The 17,101-nt window shown below is 39.2% G+C and carries 13 protein-coding genes; 7 read left to right on the forward strand and 6 right to left on the reverse strand.

Going from position 1 to position 17,101, the window contains the following annotated elements; genetic code table 11:
* Positions 1-211 precede the first annotated feature (211 nt).
* The 4 genes from PSE83_RS12480 to fdhE form a co-directional block, all read right to left on the reverse strand.
* Complete coding sequence (locus tag PSE83_RS12480; RefSeq protein ID WP_272660896.1) at positions 212-1,873, reverse strand: LTA synthase family protein; 1,662 nt, start codon at positions 1,871-1,873, stop codon at positions 212-214.
* A 69-nt stretch (positions 1,874-1,942) separates the two neighbouring features.
* Positions 1,943-3,811, reverse strand: coding sequence for a selenocysteine-specific translation elongation factor (gene selB, locus PSE83_RS12485; RefSeq protein WP_094961964.1), 1,869 nt, complete (start codon positions 3,809-3,811; stop codon positions 1,943-1,945).
* On the reverse strand, positions 3,808-5,199 hold the full coding sequence (gene selA, locus PSE83_RS12490; protein ID WP_196724841.1) for an L-seryl-tRNA(Sec) selenium transferase: 1,392 nt from the start codon (positions 5,197-5,199) through the stop codon (positions 3,808-3,810). The genes selB and selA overlap by 4 nt, the downstream gene beginning before the upstream one ends.
* Positions 5,200-5,221: 22 nt before the next feature.
* Positions 5,222-6,157 carry a formate dehydrogenase accessory protein FdhE gene (gene fdhE / locus PSE83_RS12495; protein WP_004906186.1) on the reverse strand — a complete coding sequence of 312 codons (936 nt, stop codon included), beginning with the start codon at positions 6,155-6,157 and terminating at the stop codon, positions 5,222-5,224.
* A gap of 728 nt (positions 6,158-6,885) precedes the next feature.
* Here fdhE and PSE83_RS12500 point away from each other — a divergent pair.
* From PSE83_RS12500 to PSE83_RS12510, 3 genes are all read left to right on the forward strand, one after another.
* The gene (locus PSE83_RS12500; protein ID WP_094961967.1) at positions 6,886-7,092 is read left to right on the forward strand and encodes a helix-turn-helix domain-containing protein; all 207 of its coding nucleotides are present in this window, start codon (positions 6,886-6,888) and stop codon (positions 7,090-7,092) included.
* Positions 7,071-7,715 (forward strand): hypothetical protein, encoded by a 645-nt coding sequence (locus PSE83_RS12505; protein ID WP_136134581.1) that lies wholly within the window; start codon positions 7,071-7,073, stop codon positions 7,713-7,715. Before PSE83_RS12500 ends, PSE83_RS12505 begins: the two co-directional genes overlap by 22 nt.
* 210 nt (positions 7,716-7,925) lie before the next feature.
* Entirely contained in the window at positions 7,926-9,536 is a 1,611-nt protein-coding gene (locus PSE83_RS12510; protein ID WP_272660897.1) for a metallophosphoesterase, read from the forward strand.
* A 116-nt stretch (positions 9,537-9,652) separates the two neighbouring features.
* On the opposite strand, the gene uxuA is transcribed toward PSE83_RS12510, so the two are convergent.
* Together uxuA and PSE83_RS12520 are read right to left on the reverse strand one after the other, a co-directional pair.
* Entirely contained in the window at positions 9,653-10,846 is a 1,194-nt protein-coding gene (uxuA, locus tag PSE83_RS12515; RefSeq protein WP_272660898.1) for a mannonate dehydratase, read from the reverse strand.
* A gap of 17 nt (positions 10,847-10,863) precedes the next feature.
* Positions 10,864-11,610 carry an FCD domain-containing protein gene (locus PSE83_RS12520; protein WP_004906196.1) on the reverse strand — a complete coding sequence of 249 codons (747 nt, stop codon included), beginning with the start codon at positions 11,608-11,610 and terminating at the stop codon, positions 10,864-10,866.
* Between the two features lie 282 nt (positions 11,611-11,892).
* On the opposite strand from PSE83_RS12520, the gene manD reads away from it, so the two are divergent.
* From manD to PSE83_RS12540, 4 genes are all read left to right on the forward strand, one after another.
* A complete protein-coding gene (gene manD, locus PSE83_RS12525; protein ID WP_004906197.1) occupies positions 11,893-13,107 on the forward strand; it encodes a D-mannonate dehydratase ManD in 1,215 nt (404 codons plus the stop codon).
* A gap of 24 nt (positions 13,108-13,131) precedes the next feature.
* Positions 13,132-14,154, forward strand: coding sequence for a Zn-dependent oxidoreductase (locus PSE83_RS12530; protein WP_172767525.1), 1,023 nt, complete (start codon positions 13,132-13,134; stop codon positions 14,152-14,154).
* A 62-nt stretch (positions 14,155-14,216) separates the two neighbouring features.
* Complete coding sequence (locus tag PSE83_RS12535) at positions 14,217-15,626, forward strand: MFS transporter (RefSeq protein ID WP_004906200.1); 1,410 nt, start codon at positions 14,217-14,219, stop codon at positions 15,624-15,626.
* Positions 15,607-17,094, forward strand: a complete 1,488-nt coding sequence (locus tag PSE83_RS12540) for a mannitol dehydrogenase family protein (RefSeq protein ID WP_272660899.1) — start codon at positions 15,607-15,609, stop codon at positions 17,092-17,094. Before PSE83_RS12535 ends, PSE83_RS12540 begins: the two co-directional genes overlap by 20 nt.
* Positions 17,095-17,101: the final 7 nt, after the last annotated feature.

Here is a 17,101-nt window from a genome sequence, read left to right on the forward strand (position 1 = left end):
AGCGTTAAACCATTCTAAAGCTCGAAATGAGCACCTAATTTCACAGAAAAATTAACTAAAATTAAGACAAAAAAAATAACGAATGGTTTTGTTATTAAAACAAGAAAGCGTAAAAAATAATAAATTTTAAGAAAATATTAATATTTTAGGTAGGAAATAACAAAAAAGAGGGGATCAGCCGTAAATATCTACGGCTGATAATAACATACTATTACATATCACCTTTATTGGCGTTAGCCGCTTCTAAAGTTCCATAAACATAGTTGCGATAGCTATCAAGTAACTTTTGGTCTTCACAATCATTGAGTTTGCCATCACATAAGTGACGCATTTTGATGTTGGCTTCATAAAATGGGGAAATGTTTAAACTTGCCCTTTCTAATAAGATTCCGCCTAAGAAGGAAATATCTGTTAACTGGCCCGTTGTTATTGCAGTTCCTGATTTCAAGTTATCCCGCAAAGTAAATTGTGTTAGGTAAGCGGGTGATGAAAATGAAGAATTATACTGACTTAAGCTAATTCCTGGTTGATGGTCACCAAAATATAAAAACATCAACGGACGCTCACGTTTTTCAATGAATTCTGCGAAATCACGTATTGATGCATCTGAGGTTACGATTTTGTCCATATAATGGCTAAATTCACCTGCAGCATCTGAGTTTTTAATTTTGTCTTTTATACCATAGTCATCACTATGGCTCTCTTTGTAAGGACCATGCTCATACATTGTAAGAGAGAAAATAAATACGGGTTTATCTGTTTCTTTCGCTAAGATTTCTTTTACATATTTCAGCATATCATCGGTGCTGATTGTCCATAAGTTATCTTGCAGTTTACCTGGATAGCCGAGCTCTTGTGGTTGAATAATTCGATCAACCCCAAGCGTTTCATAGGCATGCCCTGAATGGTATGCGCCTTTATTAAAGGGGGTAAGTACCACAGTATAATAACCGTTGGCCTTCATTTCTTTGAATAAGCTATTTTTAAGGTGGTCAACGATAAAATAAAAGACACCGCTTTTTTGCGCACCAAAATCATCACTATTTAAGCCAGTTAGCGCTGAGAATTCAGATAACCAAGTTCCTCCCCCAAAAGTTTGTACCCGCATCTGACTATGCGCACTTACGCCACTATCTTGCTGGAACATAAATAAATCAGGAAGCTTAGTTCCTTCAGGTAAGTCATAAATATGTGGGTCAACAGTAGACTCTTGCAGTAATAAAACGATGTCTGGTTTTTCTGAGGCTGCATTATTTTCTAGGGATATTGCTGCTGCTTTTTCCATAAAATAATCAGCTGAGCCTGCAAATTCAGGGGATTGATAACTCGCATTTTGTGCCGACATAATAATATTGGTCACTGTCCCTCGGCCTTTTGGCAACGTCTGAGACCATCTGTCATAATAATGTGAGCTTGTGAAGTTAATACCAAAGTAACCCGCAACAATAAGAACAACACCAATAACGCGAGTCATTTTTGATTTACTCGGCTTGAGCAATCGCCAGCTAATAACCCCATTAATGACTAATAATATAAGCAACCCAACCAGTGCGACACCTGCTAACCAATAATGGCCCAAGGTCCCCATATTGGAAGTGTCTGTCATAATATTGATATCACTAAAGAAGAGTTGTTCTTTGTAATAATGAACTTTTAACTGATTCAGGAATTTTATGATGATAAATAATGTACTGGTAATAATAGCGGAAAATAACCAGCGAGCTGTTAGCACCATTAAAAAACCGAATAAAACGGCATATACACTGACCGATATGAGAGCAGGATAAATTACGCTACCTTTTTCAAAGACTAAGAAAAGGGAGCCAATAAAGATCAATGCCAGATAAAAGCCTGCAAATAACTTTTTCTTCATCAGTTTTACCACAAGTTTAATATTGGAGGTTGCTATGAGGCACTACTATAACGGATTAAAACACTCAATTTATTCAACGAAAATGCCTTTATCTCGTAAATGGTGACCATCGCCTTTACGACGAGTAAAACCGCTTTTATCAAAAAACTCAAGAATTTGAATCGCAAGTTTCCGACCAATCCCTAATTCGTTACGGAAATCAGCCGCAAAAATGACTTCATTTTCCATGCAATAACGGTGAATAAGTGACGCAAAATAATTAATTTGCTCATGGCTATAATAGCGGTCACGAACTATCGCCGTAATTAATCCCATTTGCGCCGCCTTTTTTAGAACGCGACGCATCGTATCTTCTTCATAGCCACTTTCTAATGCTAAATCACGTACCCACCACGCCTCATTACGTGAAAATAATGGGTGTATTTGCTGCCAAATCAATTGCTGTTGGGCATCAAACACCAGCCCATGTTGGGGCATATGCAACCAACCGCGAGTTTGCTTAATAACATTTTCACCAATGAGATCATCAATGAATTTAAATGCTAATGCCTCGCTCATTGAAGGCAGAGCCATACGTTTTAAACGTGCTTTGCCTACACCGATTTGGTCACTGTGTATTTCATTGAATTCTTCAAGGGTTTGAACGATACGTTCTTTCGCTATTTGCGCTTTAAATGTGGATAAAACATGGTTGCCAACACGCTCCACATCCATTTGAGCCAATAAATTATCTAACACATCATGGGTGAGTTGCCGCGCCCAACTGTAATCCCGTAAATTAAGTTCACCTTGAGGAAGCTGTAGCTTAAAGTGAGCCAGTTCATCTTGTTCTCGGCAAAGCTTAGATAACCAATCCAAAAACTCCGGAAGCCTTTTACCTCGCCGTGGGGAAACCAAACGTATCACTCGAGCCCCACCTAACGTTTGGCGAGCGCTAATATCACGGATAATTAACCGGTCATTTTCTACTAACCATAATGGGGTATCTAAAATTAACTCAGCAAGCACGGGGGTTTCCCCTTGCTCCACTAATAATGACACTCGCCCAGTGATGTGGCTTGCACCATGGTAAAGATGCACAGGTTGCCAGTGCTTAATTAATGCATCGCATTCCAATTCAACAATAACCCGTGTTGCAATAAACGCAGGTTGCTCTGCAAGTAACCAATCCCCTCGGGTAATATTTTCTTTATCAATATCGCCCACCAAGTTTAAGGCCACGCGATCACCTGCAACAGCGAATTCAGATATTTGGTTTTGCCGATGAATACCTCTGACGCGAACTTGCTTATCCGCTCCTGTCACCCATAGTGACTCACCAACTTGAATTTTTCCCGCTAATGCAGTGCCAGTCACCACTACCCCTGCACCTTTAACCAAAAAAACGCGGTCAATGGCTAAACGAAAACGACGTTGGATATTGGGATGTGAACCACTTTGCTGATGAAGTTGTTGCAGATATAAACGCAGCGCATCAATGCCGCGCCCATCTTCAATAGACGTAATGAATAGTTTTGCATCTGGCCAACCTTGTTTAGCCAGCTCGGAGGTGACTTGCTCCGTAACCTGTTCAATTCGCGAATGATCGACTCGGTCAGCCTTCGTCAGTATAACACTGATATTTTCACAACCCGCTAGCCTTAAAATCGAAAGGTGTTCAAGGGTTTGCGCCATCACGCCATCATCACAAGCTACTACCAAAAGCGCATGGTTTATACCACCAATCCCAGCCAACATATTGGCTAAGAATTTTTCATGTCCTGGAACGTCGATAAAACCAATAGAGCTCCCATCTGGCTGTGGCCAGTAGGCATACCCTAGGTCAATGGTCATTCCGCGCTTTTTCTCCTCAGGGAGGTGTGCGGTATTTACGCCAGTAATGGCTTGAATTAAAGAAGTTTTACCATGGTCAACATGGCCTGCTGTCGCAAAAATCATGAAAGTAAAACCTGTAATAACGCGTGTTCATCATCAAGACAGCGCAGGTCAAGCCACAATTTACCGTCTTTCATGCGCCCAATCACTGGTTGAGGTAGCTGGCGCCACTGCGTAGCGAGTTGCTCTAATGTACTACCTTTTCCATTTAGCGGTGTGAATGTTACCGCAAAGCTAGGAAGACGGTCGACAGGAAGTGAACCGCTCCCTATTTGTGAGAGACAAGGCTCAACTTCAACAATAAATTTGTCCCCATAAAAGGCTTGTAGAGCAACAACTATGCTTTCTGCGCTATCACGAATAGTTTCAGGATCTCGTGTTAGCCAACGTAATGTGGGTAATTCTGTTGTGAGTTTTTCGGGAGTTAAATACAGTTTTAGCGTTGCTTCAAGTGCAGCTAAAACCATTTTATCAACGCGTAAAGCACGTTTTAATGGATGTTTTTGAATTGCATCAATCCATTTTTTCTTCCCTAAGATAATCCCTGCTTGTGGGCCACCAAGAAGTTTATCTCCAGAAATTGAAACTAAATCAATACCTTGAGAAAGGTAACTTTGTGGCATGGGCTCTGCGGGTAGCCCATAAGCCGTCATATCAATCATCGAACCACTGCCTAAATCAATTGCCGTTGGTAATTGGTACTTTCTACCTAGCTCTGCAAGCTCTTCACCTTCAACTTCTGCAGTAAATCCTTCAATACTGTAATTGCTGGTATGCACTTTCATTAATAGTGCAGTTTGATCATTAATCGCATTCTCATAGTCACGTAAGTGAGTCCGATTCGTTGTACCCACTTCAACTAATTGGCAGCCAGCCTGCGCCATCACATCTGGCACACGGAAAGCCCCACCAATCTCAACCAATTCACCACGAGAAACAATAACTTGCTGGCCATTTGCAACCGTTGCTAGCAATAATAAAACTGCGGCAGCATTATTATTAACAATACAGGCATCTTCGGCGCCAGTGAGCACACACAGTAAATCAGCAATCGCACGGTCACGATGCCCACGCATCGCACCATCTAGAGAATATTCTAATGTGACAGGCGAACTCATCACTTGGCTAACTGCATTCACCGCCGTGGTTGACATGACCGCACGGCCTAAATTGGTATGTAGCACCGTACCCGTCAAGTTAAACACGTTTTTTAGGGCGCTTTGCCCTAAAGCTTGATGGCGTTGTGCTAACTCTTTTACCCAATCTTCCTGCCAAGCAGGTAATTTCCCTGCCTGTGCAATACTGGCTCGAGCTTGCTCTTGCATCTCACGTAAACATGCAGTGACCCAATGAGCCCCTGATTGTTCAACCAATATTTGCACTTCATCGAGCTGCAATAATTTATCAATAGCAGGAAGTTGGCGATATAAAGCCAAGTCTGATTCAGCCATAGTCACGATTCTCTTTTACCGCTTATTTTTCACCAGGGAACAAGAACGGATTAATACTACTACGCGCAAAGCCTTCTTCTTCCATGCGTGCATCTAAAATAATTGAGGCTAAATCATCCGCGACAGCTTCAACTTTAGCTTCTTTTTCTTGATAAAGGATTTTCAAGTAGCTACCGCAATCACCGCAGCTTTCTGCTTTAACTGCCGCATTTTCATCATCTAATGACCAATAATTCAATTTACCTGTTTGCTCACAGTTACTGCATTTAACGCGCACCATATGCCATTCAGTTTCACATAAATTACAGTGTAAATAACGTAAACCTTGTGATGTACCAATTTGCACAATACTCGACACTGGCATGCTATTACATACAGGACAGAAATGGCGATGGTCTCCATGTTCTGCACGCGCTTTACCTGGGATATTTGCTGCCATTTGTGCCCAATACACCGATAATGCAGCCCAAATAAACATCGATTTATCCGCAGGAACTTTTTCAAACTCTTCATTTAGCAACGCAGTTGCCATGGCTTCGAGTTCTGTTTCAGACGCTTTATTCAGATTTTCTAACGCCGGACGTACAGACTCAGGCACGACTGGCATTAATTCGGCAATAATAGCCGTTAATAATTTGTGCCAATGTGTTGTCCGTGGAAATGTTTTTGCATCCAATGGCGAATTATTGGTATTTGTTGAGCGCTCAAGGATAGATGCCATATCCATTTCTAATGGATTATCATGCTGTGCATTATGTTGTGCGGTTGCCACTTCAGCAGCAAAATTCAGATAATCTGCAAAAGGATGTTCTCCTGCACCAAGTTCTTTGAGTCGCTCAGCACGGCGTTGATATAAACTTTTTAAGTTAGGAAACAGAACTGGTGGAATAAAACCAATTCCCTTTTCTTTCAATCTTTCTTGTCCTAACTCTTCTTTAGGAACGATACGAATACCCATTGCGTTCTCACTTTTCTATTTTCTGAACAATTTTTTGAGCATAGGGTAAACCTATACTCAAATTAATCATTCCTATTTTATGCCATCGGCGGAAATTGCTGCCACTTACTGCTCAGGATAAAACAAAAACGGTTAGGTCGCTACCTTGATGCCCTTGTATCAAGACGGGTATTTGATCTGATAAGGGTTTTGTAGGCAACAAAGGAAAAAATGCAGACAAATTTACCTTAAGCAAAGAACAATTATGATACAAAATCACCGATGATAAAGGCATTTTCAAAGGTGTAAATCAATCTATTTCAAGATCATAAATGACCGATTGTGGTGGCCTTAAAATCATCTATTCTTGTTAAAATATGTGGGGTTAATCAAACTTTAACGATATAAGAATAATTAATAAGCTAATAGATACAGCTAAATAAAGTTTTTATTGAAACATTAGCAAGGATATTTAAATTACTGCATTAATTTTCTTTGATATAGTTTTAAAACTAAATTATAGCGGAGACCGTAGAAATGAGAGAGTTATTAATCACACTAATAATTATACTTCCTATTTATTCAATTTTATTTATTAGCGAATTATAGATAAATGTTTAATTAGAATTCTAATAGCTGTATTTTATATTAATTTAACTTATAAAAACAGCTTTAGATTAAACTACCGTAATAGATTATTAATGGATTGAGATCCTAATTTAGAGTTTTCCAACCGACTAAGGACAGTTATGTTTTTCTCGAAACAATTAAACCAGTTTATTGCTTTGGCTAAAAATGGTTCGCTAAATCAAGCGGCAGAGTCTACCAATGTCACGTCTTCAGCGATATCACAAGGTTTGATTCTTCTCGAAAAAAAGCTAGGAAAGAATATTTTAGTTAAAAAAAAAATAAAATACTCATTTCCGATTATGGCATGGAGCTATTTAATAAAATAAACCCTCACTATGAAAGTATAAATAAAATATTAAACAATTTAACTGTGCCAAACAATGAAAAAAAAATTAAAATTCTTATTGATGGATTTCCATTCTATGGAATACATTCGATAATAAACAACTTATTGAAAAATAAGAGTATTAACATTGAAGTTGAATGCAAGATCTCAAATGATATTTTGTATGAAATAAAAAACCACCACTATGACATCATAATATCACCTGTAGATATCGACGTTGACCATAAAAGTATACAAAAAATAAATTTAAAAACTGAAAGATTAGGTTTAGTATTTCATAAAGAATTAATGAAAAAAAGCATGAGTATTGAAAAAATGATGAATAATGAAATTCTTATTCAAACAAAATCATCATTCGAACATTGTACCATGATAGAATTTTTAAAAGAAATAAAAAAAATCGGCGTAAAGTTTAAAACACTTACAATAAACGAACTGGATTTATTACATTCATTAGAAAATAAAACTGGTTATTCATTCATGACTGAGGAATATTTTAATAATAAATCGAATCCTGACTTGGTATTTAAAAAAGAACCCTTTAATTTTTTTCTTAATAGGAGAGCTTATCTACTAAAAGAAAGTAATATTGAAATTTATTAATGAACAATTTTACTTTAAATAATAATTAATTTAAACAATGCGAGACTAACAATGAAAATCATTTATTTTTTTATGTTTTCTTTATTTTTATCTTCTTGCCAAAACAGTTTTATTAATGAAATTCAAGACAGTACAATTGAAATAAAAAACCCCAATCAGACAAAAAACAATGGACTATAATTTTCAACTCATTTTAAAAGGAAATTTCGTATGATAATTGGTGTAATTAGTGATATTCATATAGGCTCAGATCATGATAAAGAAGTATTGGCAACGTCTATTAAAAATATTAATCACTGTGGAGCCGAAGGGTTATTAATGGCTGGGGATATTGGTGATTATCATCAACATAGAAAAGATTCTTTTGATATTTTCCTAGAACAATTTCCAAAAAAATATCATCAAAATTTATTATTGATGTTAGGCAACCATGATGTCCGAACTGGGGCCGAACCCCATGAGCCATTAGACCCCGATTTAGTCGGATTATATGACTCTTACTTAGAAAAATGCAATATTGACCGGCAAGAAGATACAATGTGCATTGATGCATGGATTGATGGTTATCATTTTATTTGTTTGAACACAGATGTTCCTTTAAAAAATCAAATGGAATTAAATGAAGCATCACTTCTCTGGTTAGAAAAAAAACTGGCTGAAGGCGTTGATGCGAATAAACCGATTTTTGTGATGACACATCAAGCATTCAATTGTTCACATTGGCGGTCATACTTATATGGCGGATTTGGACCGCAAGATGAAAGACTAAAAAGTCTATTTTCTCGTTATCCCCAAATAATTATGTTAAGTGGTCATATTCATAATGGCTTTGGGATTATTGAAGCCATTCAGCGTCCATTTGGAACATTAATTGACATTCCAAGTTTAACATTAGGTGAAAACGGGGTTACAGATAAAGGTACAGGCTATTTATTAAAAATAGAAGATGATAAACTAACCTTTGAAGCTTGGAATTTTTATCAAAATATTCATTTATCTGAATATGATACGGTAATATTATTGCCTACTTTATCAAGTTTAGCCGCTGAGCTACCGGATTATGCTGACGAAGAAACTGATTCATTAATTTCAGAATCAAATCGCTTAATGAATAAAGAATACAAAGATGAATATATAAAAATCTATGACGAGAAAACATGGGAAGAAATTAATACCCTAAGAAATAAAATTATTAAATACAAATCTAAACCTAAATCTAATGAAATTAATTACCATAAATTAAAATTTAATAATGACGATAATATCACCATTAAGGTATTGAATGCCGCACTAAATCAGCACAACCATATTCTTATTGAATCAAAAAATGGTCACTGGGCTGACCAAATTACAATACCGCCACTAAAAAATAATCAATCCATTACCATTGATCCTACTGCGGCCTATTGTAGTACACTGATCGTGAATAAAGAGAAGCATAGGATTTCAACAGGTGAAAAATGTACGGTTTCCTGTAAGTCTTATTGGCAGTTTGAAATGAAAAATGACGTAGATTCGTTGGAGCAAAAATCAGCTTATCAGCTTACGTTTAAGAATGAAGATTCTATTACACAAAAAATGATAAAGGATATTTTTAAAACTAACGATAGTATATATATTGAAATTAAAAATGAGAAATGGCTAAATAAAATTTCCATTCCCAAACTGCCCCTAAGTAATAAAAAGATTATAGTTAAATCAACAGCGGATCGTAATAGTTCAATAGTTGCTGGCTACTATACGTATATTATTAAGTCAGGCGACTTATTGACTATTTCTGCAAAACAGAATTGGAGTATCGATAAAAAAAAATTAAAATAACTTAACAACTAGTTCAATACGCGACTAATTATAATTTAGTCGCGTATTTTTATGCGTACTCAACCCTTTGATATCACGTAAATACCAAATAATAAAAGCCAATATTGCAAAGAAAATTATACTTTTAGTAATTCTGGATAATACATTCGCTTCAGCGCTAATTCTAACCCTCTCACCTCTGCTAGGCCTTTTAAGCGGCCAATAGCGGAATAACCAGGGTTAGTCACTTTCTTCAAATCATCCAAAATTTGGTGACCATGATCTGGTCTCATTGGAATTGGTGCAAGCCCCGCAGCATGGCGTTTTTGTTCAACCGCTAAAATGGCTTTGACCACTTCAAACATATCGACATCACCTGCAATATGATTTCCTTCATGGAAAGTATTTGGGTTGTTTTCTCTCACCGTTGAACGTAAATGTGTGAAATGAATACGATCACCAAATTCATTAATCATTTTTACTAGGTCGTTATCGGCTCGCACACCATAAGAACCTGTGCACATAGTAAACCCATTATGAATGCTATCGCAGCTTTGCTTAATAAACCGCATATCTTCAATGGTAGAAACAATACGTGGCAGGCCTAAAATTGGGCGCGGAGGGTCATCGGGGTGAATAGCTAAAACCACATTTTCTTCTTCACATACAGGAACGATTTTCTGCAAGAAATAACGTAAGTTCTCACGTAACTGATTTTCATCAATATTATTATACAGCGCCAAGCGCTCACGGAATTGGTCTAATGTATAACCTTCTTCTGCGCCCGGTAGCCCTGCAATGATGGTTTTAATCAGGTTTTCGATATCATCAGATGACATATTGGCATAATACTCAGCCGCTTCTTTAACTTCTTGTTCTGAATAACTCGCCGCCGCATTTTCACGTTTTAAAATATGAATTTCAAACGCGGCAAAGGCAATATTGTCGAACCGTAACGCTTTGGAGCCATCTGGTAGCGTATAAGCAAGGTCAGTACGCGTCCAATCTAGAATTGGCATAAAATTATAGCAAATGGTCTTAATACCACAGGATGCTAAATTACGAATACTTTGTTGGTAATTTTGAATATAGTGATCAAAATTACCTTGTTGAGTTTTAATATCTTCGTGAACAGGAATACTTTCCACGACAGACCAAACTAACCCAGCATCTTCAATGATAGCTTTACGCTTTAAAATCTCCTCAACACTCCAAACTTCACCGTTAGGAATATGGTGGAGCGCAGAGACGATTCCCGTCGCCTCTGCTTGCCTAGCATCACTTAAAGAAACAGGGTCATTAGGACCGTACCAACGCCACGTATGCTCCATGAGTACTTCTCCTGCGATTATTCAAAAATAGTCTGATAAGGAATTGTTTCAAATAAGTAACCATCAAAATTGGGGTCATCAAAATCAGAAAGCTGCATTAGCGTATTTTTGACATTCTCTAAATGCTGCCACATCTCTTTTTTAGCCAATTCAGGATCACGTTTTTGTAGTGCATTTAAAATATTTTCATGATCAATCAACCACTTCTTCCGGTAAGTCGTATTGTCGATATGCTCATGTAGCTTATCCCACATAGGGCTTTGTAACCGCACAGCCCAGATATCATCAATAATCTTCGCCATCATGTCGTTCTTGCTTGCGCGAGCAATTAACACATGAAACTTATGATCATTCGCATCGTCACTTTCATTATTCGCAACTTTGATTCGCTCATCTTCTAATAATGCGCGGATCTCTTGGATATCGGCTTTTGTTGCTGACAAGGCCGCACATGCAGCTATCGCACTTTCAATCACTTGGCGAGCTTGCAGTATTTCAAAAGGGCCATGGTCTAAGCTTTTGACTTCATCAATTAATAGATCTGGGTGATTGATGACATAAACACCAGAACCTTTCTTGATAGAAACCAATTTTTCAATTTCTAACATGATGAGTGCTTCACGTACCAATGAGCGACTAACATCATATTTTTTAGCGATCTCACGCTCTGGCATTAAACGACTTCCTATCGGATATTCACCAGATGCAATGAGCTCTTTTAACTGCTGACCTAGGTATTGGTACGAGCGGTATTGAGTTTTCATATATATGTACAACGCGTTGTCGAATTAAATTTAGTTCTTCCATTGTAGATTATCGTCCCTCATCACAATGGTCAACCAATTTATCCACTATTTCCGCAAAATTAGTTAACCAATTTGTGATCAGATTCACTTATTGTCGTCTTTTTAGTCATTGTTTTTTAATTTACCGATTGATAGAGTGAAAAAAAGAAAATTTGGTTAACCAATAAATAAACCAGTTCGAGTGAAAAGAGGTAATTTGGTTGATCAGTTGGTTAACAAGTAATAGGGATTTAGGCCAAAATGAAAATCATAAAAGCAGAAGTCTTTGTATGTAGCCCCGGTCGTAATTTTGTCACATTAAAAATTACCACCGATGAAGGCATATATGGACTAGGTGATGCCACCCTTAACGGGAGAGAACTCTCAGTGGCATCCTATCTTCAAGATCACCTCTGTCCTCAGTTGATAGGCCGTGACCCACATAAAATTGAAGATATTTACCAGTTCTTCTATAAGGGAGCCTATTGGCGCAGAGGCCCAGTTACGATGTCCGCCATTTCTGCGATTGATATGGCACTGTGGGATATTAAAGGCAAAATTGCCAACCTTCCGGTCTATCAATTACTCGGTGGCGCTTCTCGTGAAGGAGTGATGGTTTATTGCCATACCACGGGTACCGATATTGCCGAAACACTAGATAACTACGCGAAATATAAAGAAAAAGGTTTTAAAGCGATCCGAGTGCAGTGCGGCATCCCAGGGATGGCAACCACCTATGGGCAGAGTAAAGGAAAAAACCTTGCTTATGAACCTGCCACAAAAGGCCATCACCCTGAAGAGCAATTTTGGTCAACCGAAAAATACCTCGATTTTATGCCCAAACTATTTGAAGCCGTACGGGACAAATATGGCTTCAATGAACACCTACTACACGATATGCACCATCGCTTGACCCCTATTGAAGCAGCTCGCTTCGGTAAAAGTATTGAAGATTATCGATTATTTTGGATGGAAGACCCAACACCAGCGGAAAACCAAGCTTGTTTTAGATTAATTCGTCAACATACCGTCACCCCGATCGCTGTAGGTGAAGTTTTTAATAGCATTTGGGATTGTAAACAATTGATTGAAGAGCAACTCATCGATTATATCCGCACCACAATCACGCATGCTGGCGGGATCACGGGTATGCGCCGGATTGCAGATTTCGCTTCACTTTACCAAGTCAGAACCGGTTCTCATGGTCCATCTGACCTATCCCCTATTTGCCATGCTGCCGCCTTACACTTTGATCTATGGGTACCAAATTTCGGCGTTCAAGAGTTTATGGGCTACTCCGAAGAAATGTTGTCCGTATTTACGACCAACTGGACGTTCAACGATGGTTATATGCACCCAAGTGATAAGCCCGGTTTAGGTATCGATTTTGATGAAAAACTGGCAGCGAAATACCCGTACAACCCAGCTTATCTTCCAGTTGCTCGTCTCGAAGACGGCACGTTGTGGAACTGGTAATTTTTATTTTATTCGGAGTTAAATATGAAAGCTGTAAAATCGGTAGTAATTAAAGAACCTAATACATTATTGATTGAAGAGCGTTCAGTTCCTGAACCAACTGAAAATCAAGTACAAATAAAAGTCCAATTAGCCGGTATTTGTGGTTCTGACAGCCATATCTACCGTGGCCATAACCCATTTGCAAAATATCCACGAGTGATTGGTCATGAATTTTTCGGTGTCATTGAAAAAGTCGGTTCCAGCGTAGACAGTAAACGCATTGGTGAACGTGTCTCTATCGACCCTGTTCTCAGTTGTGGTCATTGCTACCCATGTTCAATTGGTAAACCAAATGTGTGTGAAACACTAGAAGTATTAGGCGTTCATACTGATGGCGGATTCACTGAATATGTTAATGTCCCTGCGGCAAACGCTTATACCATTCCTGATTCAATCAGCGATGAATGTGCCGTTACCGTTGAACCATACTCTATTGCCGCCAACGTGACTTCGCATGTTCATCCAACTCAAGATGATGTCGCATTAGTCTATGGTGCGGGTACGATTGGGTTAACCTGCGCACAGGTTCTTAAAGGAGTTTATCAGGTCAAAACCTTAATTGTAGTTGACCGCGTGACTGAACGCTTAGCAAGAGCAAAAGATTGTGGCGCTGATATTGTCATTGATAATTCACAAACCCCACTACCAGAGCAACTCAAAGCACTGGGGCTCCGCCCAACGTTAGTACTTGATGCAGCTTGCCATCCCGCTATCTTACAAGAAGCCATCTTGATTGCTTCCCCCGCGGCAAGAGTTTCTATTATGGGCTTTTCAAGTGAAGCAAGTGCCGTTACACAGCAAAGTATTACCAGCAAAGAGATTTCATTGTTTTCTTCGCGCCTGAATGCCAAAAAATTCCCAGAAGTGATTAGCTGGATAGAATCTAAAAAAATTGACCCAACAAAAATCTTAACCCATCAGTTCCCATTCACTGAAGCGCAAGAGGCAATATTAACCTTTGAAAAAGACCAGAAGACCTGCTGTAAAATTCTTTTAACCTTTTAATTTAATTAAAAAAACTAAATCCGATTTTGGATACTACTCTACGTGATTAATAGGATAATAATATGAATACTCAGTCAATTGATCCATCAGGGAAAGTGGAACGCAGCTCTGGCGATCTGACCAAAGCTGCAGTTTCAGGCTGGCTAGGAACCGCTCTGGAGTTTATGGATTTCCAGCTTTACTCGTTAGGCGCAGCACTTGTTTTCCATGAAATATTTTTCCCTGAACAATCCGCTTCAATGGCATTAATTCTTGCTATGGGAACTTACGGTGCCGGATATGTCGCACGTATTGTTGGTGCGATTTTCTTTGGTCAAATGGGCGACCGAATCGGTCGTAAAAAAGTACTCTTTATCACCATCACCATGATGGGGGTGTGTACTACATTAATCGGGGTATTACCAACCTACGCACAGGTAGGTATCCTCGCACCGCTATTATTAGTTCTTTTGCGAATTATTCAAGGCTTAGGAGCAGGCGCTGAAATTTCAGGTGCAGGAACCATGCTGGCAGAATATGCGCCAAAAGGCCGCCGGGGTATTGTGGCTTCACTCGTGGGTCTGGGGACAAACTGCGGCACATTAAGCGCCACTGCGATTTGGGCGGTTATGTTCTTCTGGTTAGACAAATCAGACTTGCTGGCGTGGGGCTGGCGTGTACCTTTCTTGGCAAGCTTCGTTGTGATGCTGTTTGCCGTGTGGTTACGACTGAATCTGAAAGAAAGCCCTGTATTTGAGAAAGTACAAAATACGGAAGAACAAGAAGCCAAAGTTGCGGTACAAACGCCACCGAAAGAAAGTTTCTTTGCCATGTTTAAATCTAAAGCATTTTGGTTAGCAACTGGTATTCGTTTCGGTCAAGCGGGTAACTCTGGGTTAATTCAAACTTTCTTAGCGGGATATTTAGTTCAAAGCTTATTATTTGATAAAAGTATTCCAACTGATGCGATCATGATCAGCTCCGTTGTCGGTTTCCTGACCATTCCTGTGATTGGTCTGCTATCTGATAAATTCGGGCGCCGTATTCCTTATATTATTCTTAGTTTATCTGCCATGTTGCTCGCCTATCCGATGTTATCTGTCATCGTCGATGGTGCGAACAGCGTTAGCTTAATTACCATCTGTATTATTATCGTTCATAACTGTTCAGTACTCGGATTATTTGCCTTAGAAAATATTACGATGGCTGAAATGTTCAACTCACGTAACCGTTTTACTGGTATGGCTGTGGCCAAAGAAATTGGTGGCTTAATTGCCTCTGGTTTAGGCCCAGTTCTAGCGGGTATTTTCTGTAGCATCACCGGAAGCTGGTGGCCAATTGCAATCATGATCATCATTTACTCTGCCATTTCATTAATCAGTGCCATTATCATGCCTGAAGTGAAAGATCGTGATTTAACCAGCACGTTGGATGCGGTTGAAGAGGCTGAACAACAAAAAGGTAAAGTGAAATATGCAACTGTCAACCAATAACCTAAACCAATTACCCGCCACAATCAAAGTACCAAGCTATGATAGGGAGCAGGTAAAGGTAAAAATGCTTCACTTAGGTTTCGGCGCGTTCCACCGCGCCCACCAAGCCATCTTTGCGGATATTTTAGCTACGGAACAGCAGAGTGATTGGGGTTTTTGTGAGGTCAATTTAGTCGGTGGCGAGCAACAAATTGAAGATTTACTCGCTCAAGACTGCCTTTATAACGTAGTTGAAATGCAAGGCGATAATTGGCAAACCCGTACTGTCGGTGTGGTAAAAGAAGCATTACACCCAACCATTCACGGAATTGATGCCGTTATCAATCGCATGTTAGACCCTAATATTGCCATCGTTTCCATGACGGTTACTGAAAAAGGTTATTGCTATGTGCCCGCGACAGGTTCGATTGATTTTGCGAACCCCGCTATTGCGCATGATTTAGCCTCACCAAATACCCCGAAATCACTACCGGGTCTGATTGTTGAAGCCTTAAAACGCCGTAAGGTACTGGGTATTGCACCATTTACAGTCATGTCCTGTGACAATATGCCTGAAAATGGCCATATCACGAAAAATGTCATTTTAGCGATGGCTGCAAAACAGGATATTGCATTGGCCAATTGGATTGAAGCCAATGTCACCTTTCCATCTACCATGGTGGATAGAATTGTGCCTGCCATGACACCAGACACAGCGGAGAAAATTCAATCCCAGCTAGACCCTGTCGTTGACAAAGTCGCCATTGCCTGTGAGCCATTTCGCCAATGGGTGATTGAAGACAATTTCGTCGCAGGTCGCCCTGAATGGGAAAAAGCGGGCGCTCAGTTAGTCACGGATGTCGTTCCATTTGAAGAAATGAAGCTGCGCATGTTAAATGGTAGCCACTCTTTCCTTGCTTATTTAGGTTATTTGGCTGGTTACCAATATATTAATGAGTGCATGCAGGATAGCGCTTATGAAAAAGCCGCTTATCACTTGATGGTCAATGAGCAAGCACCAACGTTATCCATCAAAAATGTGGATTTACCAGCCTATGCTAATGCCCTGATTGAGCGTTTTAAAAATACGGGGTTGAAACATCGTACTTGGCAAATCGCGATGGATGGAACGTTGAAATTATCCCAACGTTTACTCGATTCTATCCAAATTCACCTGAAAAATGGCCAATCATTTGATTATTTAGCCTTAGCCGTTGCGGGATGGATGCGTTATGTCAGCGGAAAAGATGATCATGGCACAGAAATTCAAGTCAGCGACCCACAGGCTGTAAAATTGGCTGAGCTGGTTGCAAACAGCACTGATGATGAAAGCCGTGTTCGCGCATTGCTGTCCCTCAACAGTTTGTTTACCGAAGAACTGGTTAATAATTCACTATTTACTGAAAAGGTGACTGCATTTTACCTTTCACTGCGTGATAACGGTGCCAAGAAAACCATTGAAGCACTCAACCACCAGCACACCCTGTAATAACATA

Origin of the sequence: Providencia sp. PROV150 (genome assembly GCF_028481025.1) — a bacterium.
Lineage (GTDB): Bacteria > Pseudomonadota > Gammaproteobacteria > Enterobacterales > Enterobacteriaceae > Providencia > Providencia hangzhouensis.

Excerpts from the sequence above, each read along its gene's own strand:
- manD (WP_004906197.1), top strand. The coding sequence starts at position 11,893 with ATGAAAATCATAAAAGCAGAAGTCTTTGTATGTAGCCCCGGTCGTAAT.
- selA (WP_196724841.1), bottom strand. The coding sequence starts at position 5,199 with ATGGCTGAATCAGACTTGGCTTTATATCGCCAACTTCCTGCTATTGAT.
- uxuA (WP_272660898.1), bottom strand. The coding sequence starts at position 10,846 with ATGGAGCATACGTGGCGTTGGTACGGTCCTAATGACCCTGTTTCTTTA.
- fdhE (WP_004906186.1), bottom strand. The coding sequence starts at position 6,157 with ATGGGTATTCGTATCGTTCCTAAAGAAGAGTTAGGACAAGAAAGATTG.
- PSE83_RS12530 (WP_172767525.1), top strand. The coding sequence starts at position 13,132 with ATGAAAGCTGTAAAATCGGTAGTAATTAAAGAACCTAATACATTATTG.
- PSE83_RS12480 (WP_272660896.1), bottom strand. The coding sequence starts at position 1,873 with ATGAAGAAAAAGTTATTTGCAGGCTTTTATCTGGCATTGATCTTTATT.
- PSE83_RS12520 (WP_004906196.1), bottom strand. The coding sequence starts at position 11,610 with ATGAAAACTCAATACCGCTCGTACCAATACCTAGGTCAGCAGTTAAAA.
- PSE83_RS12505 (WP_136134581.1), top strand. The coding sequence starts at position 7,071 with ATGGAGCTATTTAATAAAATAAACCCTCACTATGAAAGTATAAATAAA.
- PSE83_RS12510 (WP_272660897.1), top strand. The coding sequence starts at position 7,926 with ATGATAATTGGTGTAATTAGTGATATTCATATAGGCTCAGATCATGAT.
- PSE83_RS12500 (WP_094961967.1), top strand. The coding sequence starts at position 6,886 with ATGTTTTTCTCGAAACAATTAAACCAGTTTATTGCTTTGGCTAAAAAT.
- PSE83_RS12535 (WP_004906200.1), top strand. The coding sequence starts at position 14,217 with ATGAATACTCAGTCAATTGATCCATCAGGGAAAGTGGAACGCAGCTCT.
- selB (WP_094961964.1), bottom strand. The coding sequence starts at position 3,811 with ATGATTTTTGCGACAGCAGGCCATGTTGACCATGGTAAAACTTCTTTA.
- PSE83_RS12540 (WP_272660899.1), top strand. The coding sequence starts at position 15,607 with ATGCAACTGTCAACCAATAACCTAAACCAATTACCCGCCACAATCAAA.